This is a genomic window from Bradyrhizobium zhengyangense, from assembly GCF_022012435.1.
Taxonomy (GTDB): domain Bacteria; phylum Pseudomonadota; class Alphaproteobacteria; order Rhizobiales; family Xanthobacteraceae; genus Bradyrhizobium; species Bradyrhizobium zhengyangense.
Genome location: NZ_JAKLUA010000007.1, coordinates 73414 through 89299 on the forward strand (window position 1 = coordinate 73414; position 15886 = coordinate 89299).

Genomic DNA, 15886 nt, shown 5'->3' on the forward strand with positions numbered 1-15886 from the left:
GGATTGGCTCAGGACAGATCGAGGACGGTGTCGAGACGGTAGTCACGCGCGAGCGCACGCAGCTTTTCCCACGTCGCATCCTCGACCGCGATGCCATCCCGCAGACGCTGCTGCTCGCGCACGCCCTCGAGCTCGCCGGGATAATAGACGCCCTTGCTGCCCTCGGACGGCGGCGTCGACTTCAAATAGCGCGCGAACTCCGCAACCTCGCGCTTGAACTCCTGCAGCGGGCGGAAGGCGGCGACGTTGAACACCGCCATGAAGCACCCGTCATTGTGCCGTCCTGTCGGCTCGACGCCGAAGCCGAGCCCCGTGAGCAGGCCGCAGAGCACCTCGACCATCGCGGCAAGCCCACTGCCCTTGTAGCCCTCGGTACCGCCGAGCGGCAGCAGCGCGCCGCCCTTGCGATATTGCGTGGGATCGGTGGTGTGCCGGCCCTCGGCATCGATGATCCATCCCGTAGGAATCTCTTCGCCGCGGGCGACCGCGAGCTGGACCTTGCCGGCGGCGACAGCCGACGTCGCCATGTCCAGGTAGAATGGCGCCTCGAGGTCGGACGGCACCGCGATCGAGATCGGGTTGGTGCCGAGCCGCGCCTCCTTGCCGCCGAACGGCGCGACATGCTTTGGCGAGCGTCCGGAATCGGCGGTGGCAATCCCGATCATGCCCTCGTGCATCGCCATCAGCGGATAGGCCGCGAGGCGGCCGACATGGCTTTGCCGGAACACGGTGCAGGCGGCGACGTTCGCCGTCTTCGCCTTCTCGATGGTAAGTGCCATCGCCTTGGCGTTGACGTGAAACCCAAAACCCCAGTGCCCGTCGATTACGGTCGTGGTCGGCGATTCCTGGACGATGGTCCAATTCGCACCGGGGACGATGTGCCCGGCTTTGATGCGGTCGATGTAGGTGGGAACCGCGATCACGCCGTGGGAGTCATGGCCGGCGAGATTGGCGTTGACGCAGCCGACGGCAACGGCGTCGGCTTCTTCCTCGGTGGCGCCGGCGGCCCGGAGCAGCGCAGCGCTGACGCGCGTGAGGCGGTCGGCCTTGACGATCGGCATGGCGTTCCCTCGGCTTTCGTGCCCTTCACGGGCTGCTCGTTGGGTGCCATCGTCTCAAAGCCGGAGTGCGATATCAATCTTCCGTAAACCAATACAGGGCTGCAAATTCGTAAACAGTGCGCGCCTTTCGTCGAAGATTCCTCCCGCGCGGCGGTATTCCCGGGAGTTCTTCAGCTGTCATTCGCTGCTCGTTCACTCTGATTGGCGGTTTCCCTGCCGCAATAACGACCACTTAGGCGATCCCCATTCATAAAGCACCCGGGAAAAATCGGCAGAAATGCCCGGGAGTTGAGATCGTGTCGACGTCACTCGCGCGCACCTTTGCGGCGCTGAGCGCCATAAATGAAGCGATCCTCTACGCGAAATCGCCGGACGCGCTGTACCAGATGGTCTGCGATGCCGGGTTTTCGAGCGGAGACTTCATGGCCGTCGCCGTGTTCCTGGTGGAGCCGGAGGGCCAGCACTTGCATTTCGCCGCCGGGCGCGGCGACGATGTGGCGCGCCTGCGCTCGCTCAAGATCACCACCGAAGCTGGCGCGCCCGAGGGCTCGGGCGTCGGGGGCGAAGCGTTTCGCAGCCAGAAGCTCTGCATCAGCAACGACTATCTGAACGATCCGCGCTCACTGGCATGGCGTGAAGGCGCGACCAAGGCGAATATCGGCGCCGCGGCGGCGCTACCGCTTCTGTGCAACGGCAAAAGTGTCGGCGTGCTGTTCGTCACCCGCAGCGAGGCCGGCTCGTTGACCGAGCAGATGGTGTCGCTGTTCGAGCGCATGTCGGCCAACATCTCCTATGCGCTGGAGAACTTTGCGCGCGAGACCGCGCGGCAGGCCAGCGAGCGGACGACGCGGCGGCTCAACCGCATGTTCGGCGCGCTCAGCGCGACCAATGAAGCCATCCTGCGGGCAAAAAACGAGCAGGAGCTGTATCAGCTCGTGTGCGACGCTTCCGTGCACGGCGGCAAGTCATTGGCGACCTTCATCCTGCTGAAGGAGCCGGATTCGCATTGGCTGAAGCCCGTCGCCGGCACCGGCGAGAATCTGGAGCTCGTGGCGCGGACCCATTACTCCACCGATCCCGAGAATCCCTACGGCCGCGGCATTTCCGGCGAAGTGTTTCGAACGCAGAAGCCCATCATTGAGCGCGATCTCGCACGTCGCACCAAGGGAACGCCATGGGAGCAGCCGAACGTCAACACCGGCGTTGCAGCCCTCATCGCGGCGCCCCTGGTCAAGCATGGCCAAAGCATCGGCGTCATCCTGGCCTTCCTCAGCCAGTCCTGGGCCAAGGACGACGAAGTCGTCAGCTTGATGCTGCGCATCGCCGAGAATGTCTGCTTCGCGATCGACAATTTCGACCGTGAGGCCGAGAAAGCGCAGATCGCCGAGGAGGAGGAACGCCTGGCGCGCATGTATGCGGCGCTGAGCGCGACCAACGAGGCGATCCTGCGCGCGCACTCCCGTGCCGAGCTGTTCGATCTCGTCTGCGAGGCAACCGCCAAGGGCGCAAAATTCACCTCGGCGGCCATCGCGCTGGTCGATCACGACGCCGAGCTGCTCCGCGTCGCCGCCTGCTACGGTCCGAACGCGGATTCAGTTCGCAACTTCAAGCTTTCGACCTCCGACCAGGTGCCCGAAGGCCGCGGTTTGACCGGAACGGCTTTCCGTACGCGCCAGCCCTGCATCAGCAACGACGTGCTGTCCGACGACCGGATCAAGCCCTGGGCGGCCAATGCCCGTCGCAACGGCATCGGGTCCGCCGCGGCGTTGCCGCTGTTCAACGGCGACCGTATCGAGGGCGTATTCGTTTTCAACTCGCCGGAGCGCGGCACGTTCACGCCGGAGTTTGTCGAGCTGTTGCAGCGGCTGCAGGCCAATGTCGCCTTTGCGCTCAACAATTTCGATCGGGCCGACGAACGCGCGCGGGCCGAGGCGCAGAAGGAGCGCCTGACGCGCATGTTCGCGGCGCTGAGCGCCACCAATGAAGCGATCGTGCGCGCCAAGTCCCGCACCGAGCTGTTCGAGCTCGTGTGCCGGGCCGCGTCCACCGGCGGCAAGTTTACTTCGACGACCATTGCGCTCGCCAGTGCCGACAGCGATCGGCTCGCGATCGTCGCATCCGCGGGACCTTCCGCCGAGACCACCCGCAACGTCCGTCTCTCCGTCGACGCCGACCGGCCCGAGGGGCAGGGCATGAGCGGAACGGCGTTCCGCACGCGCCAGCCTTGCATCTGCAACGACTATGTCAACGACAGCCGTGTGAGCGCCTTCCATGCCGTCGTCCGAGCCGACGGCGCGCGCTCCGGCGCGGCATTTCCGCTGATCGCGCACGACAAGGCCGTCGGCGTCATGATCTACATGTCGACGGAACAGGACACCTTCACATCCGAGTTCGTCGAGCTGCTGCATCGCCTCGCCGACAACGTCTCCTTCGCGATGGAGAATTTCGATCGCGCCGACGAGAAGAACGAGGCCGACGAGCGGATCGAATACCTCGCCTCGCATGACAGCCTGACCGATTTGCCGAACCGCGAGACCTTCAACGGGCTGCTGCGCGGAGCGATCGACGACGCTCAGCGCCACGATCACCGCTTCGCATTGCTGTTCATCGATCTCGACCGCTTCAAGGTCATCAACGATTCGCTCGGGCACGAGGCCGGCGATTTGCTCCTGCTCGAAGTGGCAAATCGTTTGCGCGGCGCGCTGCGGGCCAGCGACGTCGTGGCACGTCTCGGCGGTGACGAGTTCGTGGTGATCCTCGATCAGTGCGGCGAGATCGACGATGTCCAGCGCATCGCCACCGGGCTGCTCGCCGCGCTCGCCGAGCCGATGGAGCTCGCCGGCCACGAGTGCCACACCACGGCGTCGATCGGCATCGCGATGTATCCGGCCAACGGCGCCGATGCACAGACGTTGACCAAGAACGCCGACATGGCGATGTATCTCGCCAAGGAAGACGGCAAGAACGGCTACCGCTTCTTCTCCAACGAAGTGAAGACGCAATCGATCGAACGTTTGTCGCTCGAAAGCGCACTGCGCCGGGCGCTCGAACGAGAGCAGTTCTCGCTGAACTACCAGCCCAAGGTCGACATGGAGACGGGGCAGATCACCGGCGTGGAAGCGCTGCTCCGCTGGAATCATCCCGATCTCGGCAGCGTCTCGCCGGCGCAGTTCATCCCGCTTGCGGAAGAGACCGGCCTGATCGTGCCGATTGGCCGCTGGGTGCTGAACGAAGCCTGCGCGCAGGCGATGACTTGGCAGCGCTGCGGCCTGCTGCCGCTGTCGATGGCGGTGAACTTGTCGCCGCGCCAGTTCGCCGACGAGCATCTGTTGCAGGACGTCGACGAGGCTCTGGCGGCCTCCGGCATGTCGCCGGTGCTGCTCCAGCTCGAGGTCACCGAGAGCATGATGATGCGCAATGTCGGTCGGGCGCTGAAGGTGCTCGATGCCATTCAGAGCCGCGGCATCCGCCTGGCGATCGACGATTTCGGCACCGGCTATTCGTCGATGTCGCTGATGAAGCATTTCCCGATCGACACGATCAAGATCGACCGCTCCTTCGTGCGCGACCTGCCGCAGGATTCGGAGGACCAGGCGATCGCACAGGCCATCATCAGCATGGGCAAGGCGCTCGGCATGACCGTGGTCGCCGAGGGCGTCGAGAATGCCGAGCAGGAGGCCTTCCTGCGCACCCATGGCTGCGACGAGATGCAGGGCTTCCTGATCGCCAAGCCGTTGCCGGCGAAGCAGATGGCCGAGCTGCTGCGGCCGATGGAGTTGGCGATCGCGCCGCCGCTCCAGCCGGAGACGGATCTGCCCGTGGACGACGCGGGACCGGTGTTGAAACGCGCCGTCGTGTGACGGCTGCTCAACGCGATCTGGGTGGATGCGCTACGCGTCCTAGCGATTGAATGGCCGTCTGCGGCTGAACAGAAGATAGATCGCGCGGGGGTTGGTGGTCATATAGCGCCAGAACAGACGGCGCGGCTCGAGCCAGGTCCGCCAGGCCCATTCAAGCCCGACCCTCTGCATCCATCGCGGCGCGCGGGAGCGGCTGCCCGACAGGAAGTTGAACAGGCCGCCCGACGTCTTGATGACGCCGACATTGGTGAGCAGCGGCGTGTATTCCTCGACGAAGGCCTGCTCGTTGGGTACGCCGAGCGCGACCCACAGGAAGTCGGGCGCGAGCGCGTTGATCTCGTCGACCTTGGCCCGCAGCGCTTCGCCATCGAGATAGCCATGACTGTGTCCGACGATCTTGAGCCTCGGATACATGTTCTGGACACGCCGGACGGCCGCGGCGTTCTCCTCCTCGTTGGCGCCGAACATGTAGAAGGTGCGACCGGTCACCTCCGCCTTGCGCGCGACGACATGGAACAGGTCGGTCGTGGCCACGCGCTCGGGCAATGGAAACCAGGACTGCAGCTTCGAGGCCGCCACCAGCGGCTGCCCGTCGGCATTGATCAGATCGGCGGCGCGGAACAGACGCTCGGTCTGCGGCTCGGTCGAACAGCGCGCCAGCACCTCGCCATTGGCAGAGGTCAGATACAGCGGGCGGCTGATGCGATGACGTTCATCGGTCGCCTCGATCATGAAGTCGGCGGTTGCTTCCAGGTCGAGTGCGGCCATGCGCAGGCCGCCGATCGTGATCCGGGGCACGTCGGCGGTCGCGGCCCGACCTTCAAGATTGACGCGGCGCTCAAGCATATTGTTTGCCTCGCTGGCGCGTTTGGATCGCCGGGGGGAGCTCGTCGAGCACGACGCCGACGAGCTTGCGCTGGGCGGTGCCGAGCGCGGTCAGGATTTCTTCCATGCTGTCGTTGATGTCGAGGCTGGTCGGCAGCACCGCTACCAGCGCGTCAGTGCCATCGAGCAGCTTGCGGCCGGCAGCCGAGAGCGGCATCGCGGGGCCGTCGAGAACGACGAGGTCATAGCCGCCGGCCGCACGCGCCTGCGCGATTGCCTTGCGGATGGCGTCGGCTGCCTTGCCGGCATCGCTCTCGGTCGCCGGCAGCACCGAGATGCCGTTCACGGTCTTGATCTCGCGCGCGGCCTTGCTGCCGATCGAGAGCCAGCCCGCCTTGCCGGCTTCGGTCTTGCCTGGGCGCTTGACCTTGCTCGAGAGCGCGTGCGCTTGATGATCCGCATCGATCATCAGCACGCGGCTGCCGTCGCGCGCGGCGGCAAGCGCAAAATTCAGCGCGGACACACTGCGCCCCGTGGTCTGGCCGGCCCCCACGAGCGCGATCACTTGCATCGTCTTGCTGCCGGTAAGGCGCGCTATCGCCGCACGCATGTCGCGCAGGGCGTTGAGGAGGGTCGTCAACGGAAATCCGGGGCGAAGCGTCGGCCAGCCGATTCGGGTCAGATCGACGCCGCTGCCGGTTGCAAGAATGGCGCCGAGCGTGCGGATCACGTCGGCCTCCTGGAGCCGGGCGATCGTTGGCTTCTCGACCAGCGCAAGCGCGGGCGGAGGCGCGGCGGCCTCGATCTGGGGCTTGGCATCGTCAGGCGCTGGGTTACGCTCGCGGCGGTTCGGCTCGGGGGCGGTCGCGCCATTGAACAGATGCTCGGCCGCGACGAACCAGAAGGCGGCGGCAAGCCCACCGAACATGAAGCCGATCATCGCGAACAGGCTCATGCCAGGCGGGAACGAGCGGCGCTGCGGTATGGTGGCCTCGCCAATGACGCGTGCCGCCGAGGTATTCAGGGTTTCCTGTTCCTCGGTCTCGCGCGAGCGCTTGAGGAAGGACTGATAGACGTCGCGGCTGGCGTCGGCCTCGCGCTCGAGCTCGCGCAGGCGCACGGCCGCCTGGCTGAGCTGCACGCTCTGCCGCTTCTGCACATCCAGCGCCCGGTTGAGTGAGGCTTCGTAGTCGCGGGCGCGGGTCAGATCGTTCTTGGCGGACAGTGCGAAGCGATCGATCTCTTCGTTGATGGTGCGCTTGAGATCCTCGACCTGCTTCTCGGTCTGCCGCAGCGCCGGGTGGCGCGGGCCGAGCTCGGCGGTCTGCTCCGCATATTTCTTGCGGGCATCGGCATATTGCGCGCGCAAATTGGCGATAGTCGGCGATTGCAGCGCTTCGGGAATCGCGCCTGCATCCGCGGCGGTCCGCTTGTTTGCCTCGATCTGGTCCAGCCGCGCTTGTGCGTCCATCGTCGCCGCTCGGGCCGCTGACAGCCGCTGGTTGCTGGAGGAGAGTTGCTGATCGGAGATCAACGAATCCTGGGTGCCGACGAAATTGTTCTGCGCCTTGTAGGTGGCAAGCGCGGTCTCGGCATTGCGCAGCCGCTCGCGCAGCTCCTTCAGCCGGCCGGACAATTCGCTGGTGGCGCGCCGCGCCGCCAGGGCCTGGGAGTTGCGGGACTCCGTGAGGTAGGTGTTGGTCAGGGTGTTGGCGAGCATCGCCGCCTTCGCCGGATCGGTCGACCAGACCTCGATGTCGACGATGAAGCTCTTTTCGGTCTTGCGGATGGTGATGTGCTTGTTCAGCGCGTCGAGTGCGGCGAGCTGCACCTCCTTGGTTTCCGCAGCGGAGGGCGCGCGGAGCTGGAAGCCGATCAGGCCGAGCAGGGACGAAGCCAGCGTCTTGCCGTCGCTGCCGCCGAATTCTGGATCCTTGTCGAGACCTGCCTGCTGGATCACCTGCAGCAACACGCTGTTGGAGGTGATGAGGCGCGCCTGGCTCTCCACCAGCATGGACATGCCGGAGACGTCCTGCGCGCGCGGCGTCAGCTCGCGATCGACCAGCTGAAGCTCGCGCGGGTCGACATAGAGCTGGGAGGTCGCGGTGTAGCGGGGTGTCAGGCTCTTGCCGGCAGCAACGGCGAGGCACGCGCCGATCAGTGCCGCGGAGGCAATCGCGATCTTGCGCCGCCACAGCAGGTTGGCGAGCTCCAGCACGTTGAAGCTGGACTCGGATCTCCGCTGCGGGACTTCCGACCCGGTCGGATTTTTGGCCCGATCAATCGGCTGGTTGTAGTCAAGCATAGTCCCCAGCTTTCATTCCAACGGTCGCGGGCTGAGGGGTTACTCTTCGCTTTACGCCTCGCACCGGGGATATAGGCGCGCAATCAACGCAACAGGGAAAATTAACCATACTCATTGAGGGACTATTCACCGAAATGGCAAACAAAGCGTTTAAGCGCGGGCCGCCATTAGCCGCGACGTTGTGCCGCCTCAGTGCCGGCAGCCCCCCAGTGATTAACGGTTCGTTACCATGCGTGCCCAGCGGCGCGCACGCGCCCGGCATCTTGACTTGGCGGCCGGTCAACGCGCTCATGGCTCAGCGCCTCCGCAGATTGACGTAATGGTCGCCGCGCCGGAGATCGGTACCACGCGGCAGCACGGCGGCGCCATCGAACGCTTCGAGCTTCGGTTGCGTCGCTGTCGCGAGATCGATCGTGGCGGACTCGTTCATTGTTTTCCAACCGCGCTTGTTCGACTCAAATTTACAGGAAAAGTGTCGCGATCTCGAAGAGCAAATCTGATGCCGCGGGACGTCACCGATCACGGTGCTTACAGGCGGGTTAATCGGCCCCCACGTTAACTACGGCATTGTCCATGTTGATCCGTTGACGCCTGATGGACTGTGAATTGCAGTATCACACACAAGGGAATTTGCAGGGCAAAACACGCGAAAGCGGTTAAACCTATGACGAAGCGTCTCATCGTCGACAGATCTGTGTCCGCGGTGCAGTTTGAGTGCCCTTGCGGTCCGCTCGTTCTGGGACGCTTCTGTCCCGCGCGGCCGTGCCGTCGCGGGACAGTGGACGCAGGGCTTTTTCAACATATCTCAGGCATTGGAATGCAATGACGCTGATCCCGACAGATTTGTCCGCCCGCCGGATCTCGGAAACGTTGCGCGATCCCTTCAGGGAGATCGTGGCGAGTTCGCGCGTCATCGACCTCTCGGTCGGCATCGTCGTCTGCATTCCCTGTTTCCGGCGCCCCGAGCATCTGCGGCTGACGCTGGACTCGCTGGTCGATCAGCGCACGCCGCGCTCCTTCGCGGTGGTGATGGTCGAGAACGATGCGGCAGGGCGCGCGAGCGCGCCGGTGGCTGCGGAATACCTCGCCGACGGCAAACTCCAGGGCATCTGTCTGGTCGAGAAGCGGCAGGGCAATTGCCAGGCGATCAACGCCGCGTTCGAGACGGCGCAGGCGGTGTTTCCCGCCGCGACCCGCTTCCTGATGATCGACGACGACGAGATCGCTTCGCCCGATTGGCTCGAGCTGATGGTTCGCACGGCGGAGGCGACCGGCGCCGACATTGTCGGCGGACCGGTGCTGCCGGTGTTTGACGATGACAGCCGGCCCTGGCTCGCGCGTCATCCCGCTTTCTGTCCTGCCTACGATTACACCGGGGCCGTGCCGATGATCTATGGCTGCGGCAATTGCCTGATCACGCGCGGCGCGTTCGACCGGCTCGGCAGCCCCGCCTTCGACCTGCAATTCAATTTTCTCGGCGGCGGCGATTGCGACTTCTTCTATCGCGGCCGCAATGCCGGCATGATCTTCCACTGGACCGCGGAAGCCATCATCACCGAGACCGTGCCGCAAAGCCGCACCAGCTTCGGCTGGATCGCCAGGCGGGGCCTGCGCATCGGGGTGATCAACTACCGTGCGCGATCCAAGGCCGCACACGGTGCGGCGGCACGGGCGCGCCTGTTTGCGCAGACGCTCGGACGGCTGCCGCTGTCTCTGGGGCGCTCGGTCCGACTGCTGACGTCATCGAGGGCCGTCGTGGCGATGCATCCCTTGCTGGTGGCCGTCGGGTCCGCGCTTGCGGCATTCGGCTTCGATCCGAAGCCTTATGAGGCCTCGAAGATCGTCTCCTGACGCGTTCGCGCCGAGACGCTAGATCCCAAAATAGGAAAGCGCGATCTTGATCGCGGACCGCGGCATTGCCTTGAGCGATCGCTGCCCGACCATGCCGAGATAGGCAAGCGCCTCGCGATATCGTCCGAAGCGGACTGCCTGCGTCGCAGCATAGGTGACGAGATGGATCTCGGCCGCCTGCCGTAGCCGCGCTGCGGCCCCTGATGGCAGCTTGCCAAGGATGAGTTCGTCATCGAATACGCGCGCCACCGCCGGAAAGAAATCCTGCGGCGTCCGTACTGCCGCATTCATCGTATTGGCCGTGTGCAGCCGATAGTCGAGCAGTAGCTCTGGCACATAGGCGAACTCGCCTGCTGCGGCGAGCCGGCACCAGCAGTGCCAGTCCTCGCAATAGCGCAGCGAAACGTCGAAGCCGCCGGTAGCGCTGAAGGCATCAAGGCGGACGAGCATGATGCCGCCGTTGACGATGAAATTGCCGCTGGCGAGCCGCTCCAGCACGTGGCCCGAAGGCTTTTGGCGTCCTTTCAGCAGGTCGCGGTGGCCGATCGTCCGCCCGGCGCTGTCGATGGTGTTGTAGTCGCCATAGACCAGCACCGCCTGCGGCGCGGTCCTGGCCGTTGCCAGCAATGTCGTCACCGCGTCAGGTCGCAGGCGATCATCCGCATCGAGGAAGAGCAGCCAGTCCCCGCGTGCGTTGCGGGCGCCGAGGTTGCGCGCTGCCGACACGCCGCTGGCGTCGTTCCGCATCAGGCGCAGCCGCGGATCGCGGATGGCGCCGACGATTGCGTCCGTGCCGTCGGTCGAGCCATCGTCGACGACGATGATCTCGCTGACGCCGCCCTGCATGAGCGCGCTCTCGATGGCTTCGCCGATATAGGCCGCGGCATTCTTCGCGGGGATGACAACCGACACCACCGGCGACGTCGCGCGCGCATCCGCCGCCACTGGTGCTGCGGTCGGTGCATCGAGCATGGCGTCGGCGAGAGGCAAGCGGGGGCTCGTCGTGTTTAAGGATCTGTTAACCAGGCGACCTGCGGCCGCAGTCCTGGCGCGCGCAGATGATACCCGGATAAGAGCGAAATCGTTGTTGCGAAGGCGGCCCAAGTCATCGGTTTCGTAGATTAGCGTTAAGCCTGTGGCGTTAAGTCTGTCGCTGGTTTCGAGAGGTGCGATGGCCGGTCTCGTGCGAAACTGCAGGCCCAGATGCCGCGGATGGATGAAAGTGCCCGCAAAGACGTTCGACTACGATCCCGACGACATGATCCTCAACCTGTTCTATGAGGACAAGGACGATCGCTGGTTTCCGGGCGACCGCCATCTGCGTCGCATGGCGCGCAAGATGCTGTTCGGTGAGCCGCGCATGAGCGGGCAGCTGCGCGTCTTCCTTAATCTCTGTGCCGGACTTGACCGGCTCGGCATCCGCTATCGTGTCAACGACTACGGCTACATCGCGCAGCACCCGGAAGAAGTCGCCTGCATCATCGGCCGCGCCTTCCTGCTCGACAAGTTTGCGTGGAAGAACCCGATCCTGCTTGGCGTTTGCGCCTATAACCATCCGTTCGACGATCCTGACCTGTTCAAGCGGCTTCCAGTCCGGAAATTCCTGGTGCCCGGTCCGTGGTATGCCGAGATGTACAGGCCCCATTGGCCTGAGACGGAAGCCTGGCCCGTCGGCATCGACACGGATCAGTGGGCGCCGTCGCGCCCGCACGACAAGACCGTCGACGTTCTGCTCTACGACAAGATCAGCTTGGATCGCGAGCGCTACGTTCCGGAGCTGGTCGAGGCAGTGCGCGCCCGGTTGACGAAGGAAGGCCGCTCCTTCACCGAGCTGCGTTACGGCAGCTACCAGGAGGAGGATTACAGGTCCGCGCTGGCACGCTCGCGCGCGATGATCTTCCTGTGCCAGAACGAGAGCCAGGGCATCGCCTATCAGCAGGCGCTGTCCTGCGGCGTGCCGGTGTTCGCCTGGGATCCCGGCGGCCCGTGGCGTGACCCCGACTATTATCCACATCGGGTCGAGTTCGGGCCCGTCTCGTCGGTGCCCTATTGGGATGATCGCTGCGGGCTCAAGTTCACTGACCGCGCCGGCTTCGAGGAGCGCTGGACCGATTTCTGGGCCGGCTGCACCGCCGGCAAATTCGATCCGCGCGGCTACATCCTGGACAATCTGACGCTGGAGCAGCGCGCGCTGCAATATTACGAGATCGCGCGAAGCGTCGCGCGGCAAAGCCGGGTTCCTGCCGCTGCCGATGTGCTGGTTGACGGATGGTTAACGGGGATGGGCTAGACCCGGGTTGACCTTTTGGGGTCCCCCATCGTCCCGTCAGGCCTTTGAGGCATGGATCGCAGCGCCGCAGACATGACTGACGTCGAGGCCCGCTCGCTGGGCCAGGCGCTGCGCGATGCGCTGGCGAAGTTCAACGTCGTGAACGCGGCACGTTGCCTTGTCGCTGTCGCGGCCCTGCTGCTGGTCCTGATCACGCTCGATCCGTTTCCCGATCTGCGCAATCCCGACGTTGCCACCGTGGTCAGCGGAAGATTGGCAACAACCTACATCTCGTTCGGATTGCTGGCCGCGATCGCGGTGCTGCTGACCTTCACGGCCGACGCGCCCTCGCTCGGAAGCCTGGTCACGCCGCTGCATCTTTGCCTGATCGGCTGGATGATGATCAATCTCGCATTCTCCGAGAGTCGCGAGATTTCGATTCAGCGCTTCGTGCTCGCGGCCAGCGCAACCACGCTTGCCGTCCTGCTGCCGCTGCTGCCGCCGACGCAGCGAAGCTTCAATCTGTGCCTCGGCGGCGCCGCGCTGGCGCTGCTGGTGGTGTGCTATCTCGGTGTCGTCCTGGCCCCGCAATATTCGATGCACACCGCGCTCGACATCACCGAGCCGCAGCTTGCCGGCGATTGGCGTGGCAGCTTTGGCCACAAGAACATCGCTTCGCCCGTGATGTCCATCCTGGTCTATGTCGGCATTTACCTGTCGGCCATGGGCTCTTTCGTGATGGGGCCGGCGATCGCGCTGCTTTCCGGCATCTTCCTGATCTTCACCGGCGGCAAGACGTCGTCGGTGCTGTGCCTTGTGATCTATGCCCTGGCATCGCTGGTCTACGCTATCAGGAGCCTGTGGCTGAAGCGGATCATCTGCTTCGCGCCGCTGATCGTGATGAACCTGCTGACGGTCGGCAGCGTCGTGAGCCCGGTGCTCGGCAGCATCACGCGGGCGCTTCCGATCGACCCCACCTTCACGGGCCGGTCCGAGATCTGGGAGTTTGCGCTCGGAGCCGTTGCGGAAAGGCCGATCACCGGTCATGGCTATGCGGCGTTCTGGGACGGCGCGGCGGAGGGGAAGACCATCCAGGGCTCGGAATGGGCGGTGACTGCGGCGCACAGCCACAACAGCTATCTCGACCTTGCCGTCACGATCGGCCTGCCGGGCCTTCTACTCGTCATCCTCATCTTCGTGCTCGCACCACTGCGCAATTTCCAGGAGGTCCAGGCCCACAACCGCAGCAATGCGCTGGGTAAGCTGTTCCTGACCATCTGGCTGTTCGGGCTCTACTTCGGAACGACCGAAACCTTCCTGGTCGAGCGCCAGAATCCGGTCTGGTTCATGTTCGCGCTTGCGGTCGCAGGGCTGCACTTCCTGGCCAGGTTCCAATGCGTCGCGCAAAGGGAACCCGATCGCTGACAATTTGTCGCAGCCGCAAGAAACACGTGCGCGCAGGCTGACGGTAACCGCTTAACGATAAGCAGCGACGTAACTTGTAGTCCGCGGCAAAACATAATCTATCTGGACGTGTTCAGTAACCGTATGCCCCGCAAATGGCGTTTCTCAGCGTCGAGCAACTAAACGGTCAGGTATCCAGCACGTCGGGAATCTCAGTCGATTTCCTGCGCGACTGGCGGCAGGCTGCATTGCGCCTGAACGCGGGACATCGCACCGCATTTCAACATGGTTACTGGCTGGGCGCGTGGTACGCCGCGTTTCACGGCGTCGCGCCGCTGATCGCTGTCATCACCGACGCGGCGACAGCTAAGGACATCGCCATCGTGCCGATGTTCAACCACACCAGGCGCGGCATCCGTATCGTTGAGTTTGCCGATCTCGGCGTCTCCGACAACAACGCTCCGATCGTTGCTGGCGATGCGAGTTTCGATGCGGCCGGCGCAGAGGCGATCAGCGCGGCGCTGGTTGACGGCCTGCGCGCCTTGCCCGATCGTTTCGACCTGCTTCGCTTCAAGAAGATGCCGGCCTATGTCGGCGGCAAGCCGAACCCGCTGGTGTCGCTCGGCCGCTCCGGCTCCTGCTCTCTCAACGGCAATCTCGTGCTGACCGGTGACGACTATGCGGACTATCAGGCCTCGATCAAGCGCATGCAGATGCCGCGCTGCTGGCGCGTGTTCAGCCGCCATGCCGGCGCCCGGTTCGAGATCGCCACCGACATTGCCCGCGCACACGAGCTTCTGGACGTGATCGACATCCAGCAGCAGGAGCGCATGCAGCAGCTCGGCTTGCGGTTCGTCCTCAATGACGCGGTCCATGGCCGCTTCTATCGCGATGTCGCCCGGCAGGGCGTTGCGGAGGGCTATGCGGTGATTTCGGCTCTGGTCTGCGACGAGGGCATCGTCGCGACCACGTTCGGTGTCAGATACGGCGCGACCTATTACTTGCTGCGGATCGGCCATGCCGGCAAGCCGTGGGCGAATTGCTCGCCGGGGCTGCTCGTGACCGAGCGCACCATGGCGGCGCTGCATGCGCAAGGCGTGCGGCGCTTCGATCTCAGCATCGGCAATCACGACTACAAGCGCCGCTTCGGCGCCGAGCCGGTGCCGCTGACCGATGTCAGCGTCGCGCTGTCATGGCGCGGGCTGCCCTTTGTCTTGCGCGACCATGCCGCGCAGGGACTGCGCCGTCATCCAAGGCTTGCCGCACTGGCCGCGCGGGCCATGGGCAAGGCGCGCTGAACCGTCGCCGGTTGCAGCGGTCACTCGAATATCGCGTTAATTGTGCTATCGTGATCGCCTCAGCCAGGAGGCGACATGCACGATCGTTCGGACAAGTATCGCGCGTTCTTTGCGCAGCTGATCTGCGCCGCGGCCAGAGTCACGGACCCTCGTCTCGAACAGGCCTTTCGCAATGTGAGGCGCGAACCCTTCGCCGGACCCGGGCCATGGTCGATCACATTGGGCGGGCATCCCTATGTCGTGACGCCGGATGACGATCCCGCCTTCCTCTATCAGAATACGCTGCTGGCGCTGGATCCGGCGCGGGGCATCAACATCGGCATGCCCGGTGCGCACGCCCATTGGCTCAGCGGCTGCGGTGTCAAAGAGGGCGAGACCGTGCTCCAGATCGGCGCGGGCACGGGCTACTACACCGCGGTCCTCGCCGAGCTTGCCGGGCCCAGCGGCCGCGTCTACGCCTACGAGATCGACGCGCACCTTGCGGGGCTTGCGCGCGAGAATTTGAAGGACATCGCCAATGTCGAGCTGCGTGACCGCTCGGGCGTTGCCTCCGATCTGCCTGATGTCGACGTGATCTATGTTTGCGCAGGCGCGGCGCAGCCGGCGAGCGAATGGCTGGAGGCGTTGCGGCCCGGCGGCCGGCTGGTGTTTCCGCTGGCCCCGACGGGCGTGCTCGGCGGCATGTTGATGATCACGCGCCCGCAGCAGGGCGCGGCCTGGCCGGCGAAATTCCTGAGCCGGGCCCAGTTCATCGGCTGCGCGGGACTACAGGATGCGGAGGCAGGCCGGCGGCTCGCCGAGGCGTTTGCAAAGGGCTGGGAGAGTGTGCGGTCGCTGCGGCGAGGGGATGCGCCGGACGAGACTTGCTGGTTCGCCGGCGACGGCTGGTGGCTTTCAACGGCGCCCGCATCTGCGCCTGATATCAGCATCCCACCGCACGCGGACATCACGCGGGCGTGAGGGATTACGATCCCGTGCACTCCGCGCAGTGAAAACGTCCACGCGAGGCTCGG

Annotated in this window: 11 protein-coding genes; 6 read left to right on the forward strand and 5 right to left on the reverse strand. The window is 64.8% G+C overall.

Annotated features, from left to right (window positions below; genetic code table 11):
• Positions 1 to 8 precede the first annotated feature (8 nt).
• Positions 9 to 1061: an Ldh family oxidoreductase gene (locus L6637_RS21885; protein ID WP_237864587.1), complete on the reverse strand. Its 1053-nt coding sequence runs from the start codon at positions 1059 to 1061 to the stop codon at positions 9 to 11.
• 296 nt (positions 1062 to 1357) lie between these two features.
• Here L6637_RS21885 and L6637_RS21890 point away from each other — a divergent pair, with 296 nt between their 5' ends.
• Complete coding sequence (locus L6637_RS21890; protein WP_237864586.1) at positions 1358 to 4921, forward strand: bifunctional diguanylate cyclase/phosphodiesterase; 3564 nt, start codon at positions 1358 to 1360, stop codon at positions 4919 to 4921.
• Positions 4922 to 4960: 39 nt separating this feature from the next.
• Here the strand turns inward: L6637_RS21890 and L6637_RS21895 are convergent, their stop codons facing one another.
• From L6637_RS21895 to L6637_RS42415, 3 genes are all read right to left on the reverse strand, one after another.
• Positions 4961 to 5767, reverse strand: coding sequence for a WecB/TagA/CpsF family glycosyltransferase (locus tag L6637_RS21895; protein WP_237864585.1), 807 nt, complete (start codon positions 5765 to 5767; stop codon positions 4961 to 4963).
• Positions 5760 to 8051, reverse strand: a complete 2292-nt coding sequence (locus L6637_RS21900; protein ID WP_237864584.1) for a GumC family protein — start codon at positions 8049 to 8051, stop codon at positions 5760 to 5762. The genes L6637_RS21895 and L6637_RS21900 overlap by 8 nt, the downstream gene beginning before the upstream one ends.
• 295 nt (positions 8052 to 8346) lie before the next feature.
• Positions 8347 to 8481 carry a hypothetical protein gene (locus L6637_RS42415; protein ID WP_276575759.1) on the reverse strand — a complete coding sequence of 45 codons (135 nt, stop codon included), beginning with the start codon at positions 8479 to 8481 and terminating at the stop codon, positions 8347 to 8349.
• 392 nt (positions 8482 to 8873) lie between these two features.
• Between L6637_RS42415 and L6637_RS21905 the strand changes: the two genes are divergently transcribed.
• On the forward strand, positions 8874 to 9902 hold the full coding sequence (locus L6637_RS21905) for a glycosyltransferase family 2 protein (RefSeq protein ID WP_237864583.1): 1029 nt from the start codon (positions 8874 to 8876) through the stop codon (positions 9900 to 9902).
• A gap of 18 nt (positions 9903 to 9920) precedes the next feature.
• On the opposite strand, the gene L6637_RS21910 is transcribed toward L6637_RS21905, so the two are convergent.
• Positions 9921 to 10892, reverse strand: a complete 972-nt coding sequence (locus tag L6637_RS21910; protein WP_377803072.1) for a glycosyltransferase — start codon at positions 10890 to 10892, stop codon at positions 9921 to 9923.
• 232 nt (positions 10893 to 11124) lie between these two features.
• On the opposite strand from L6637_RS21910, the gene L6637_RS21915 reads away from it, so the two are divergent.
• From L6637_RS21915 to L6637_RS21930, 4 genes are all read left to right on the forward strand, one after another.
• Positions 11125 to 12192: a glycosyltransferase family 1 protein gene (locus tag L6637_RS21915; RefSeq protein ID WP_237864582.1), complete on the forward strand. Its 1068-nt coding sequence runs from the start codon at positions 11125 to 11127 to the stop codon at positions 12190 to 12192.
• A gap of 51 nt (positions 12193 to 12243) precedes the next feature.
• Positions 12244 to 13596 carry an O-antigen ligase family protein gene (locus L6637_RS21920; protein ID WP_237864581.1) on the forward strand — a complete coding sequence of 451 codons (1353 nt, stop codon included), beginning with the start codon at positions 12244 to 12246 and terminating at the stop codon, positions 13594 to 13596.
• A 134-nt stretch (positions 13597 to 13730) separates the two neighbouring features.
• Positions 13731 to 14873 (forward strand): GNAT family N-acetyltransferase, encoded by a 1143-nt coding sequence (locus tag L6637_RS21925; RefSeq protein WP_237864580.1) that lies wholly within the window; start codon positions 13731 to 13733, stop codon positions 14871 to 14873.
• A gap of 75 nt (positions 14874 to 14948) precedes the next feature.
• Positions 14949 to 15833 carry a protein-L-isoaspartate O-methyltransferase family protein gene (locus tag L6637_RS21930; protein ID WP_237871975.1) on the forward strand — a complete coding sequence of 295 codons (885 nt, stop codon included), beginning with the start codon at positions 14949 to 14951 and terminating at the stop codon, positions 15831 to 15833.
• The last annotated feature ends 53 nt before the right edge of the window (positions 15834 to 15886 follow it).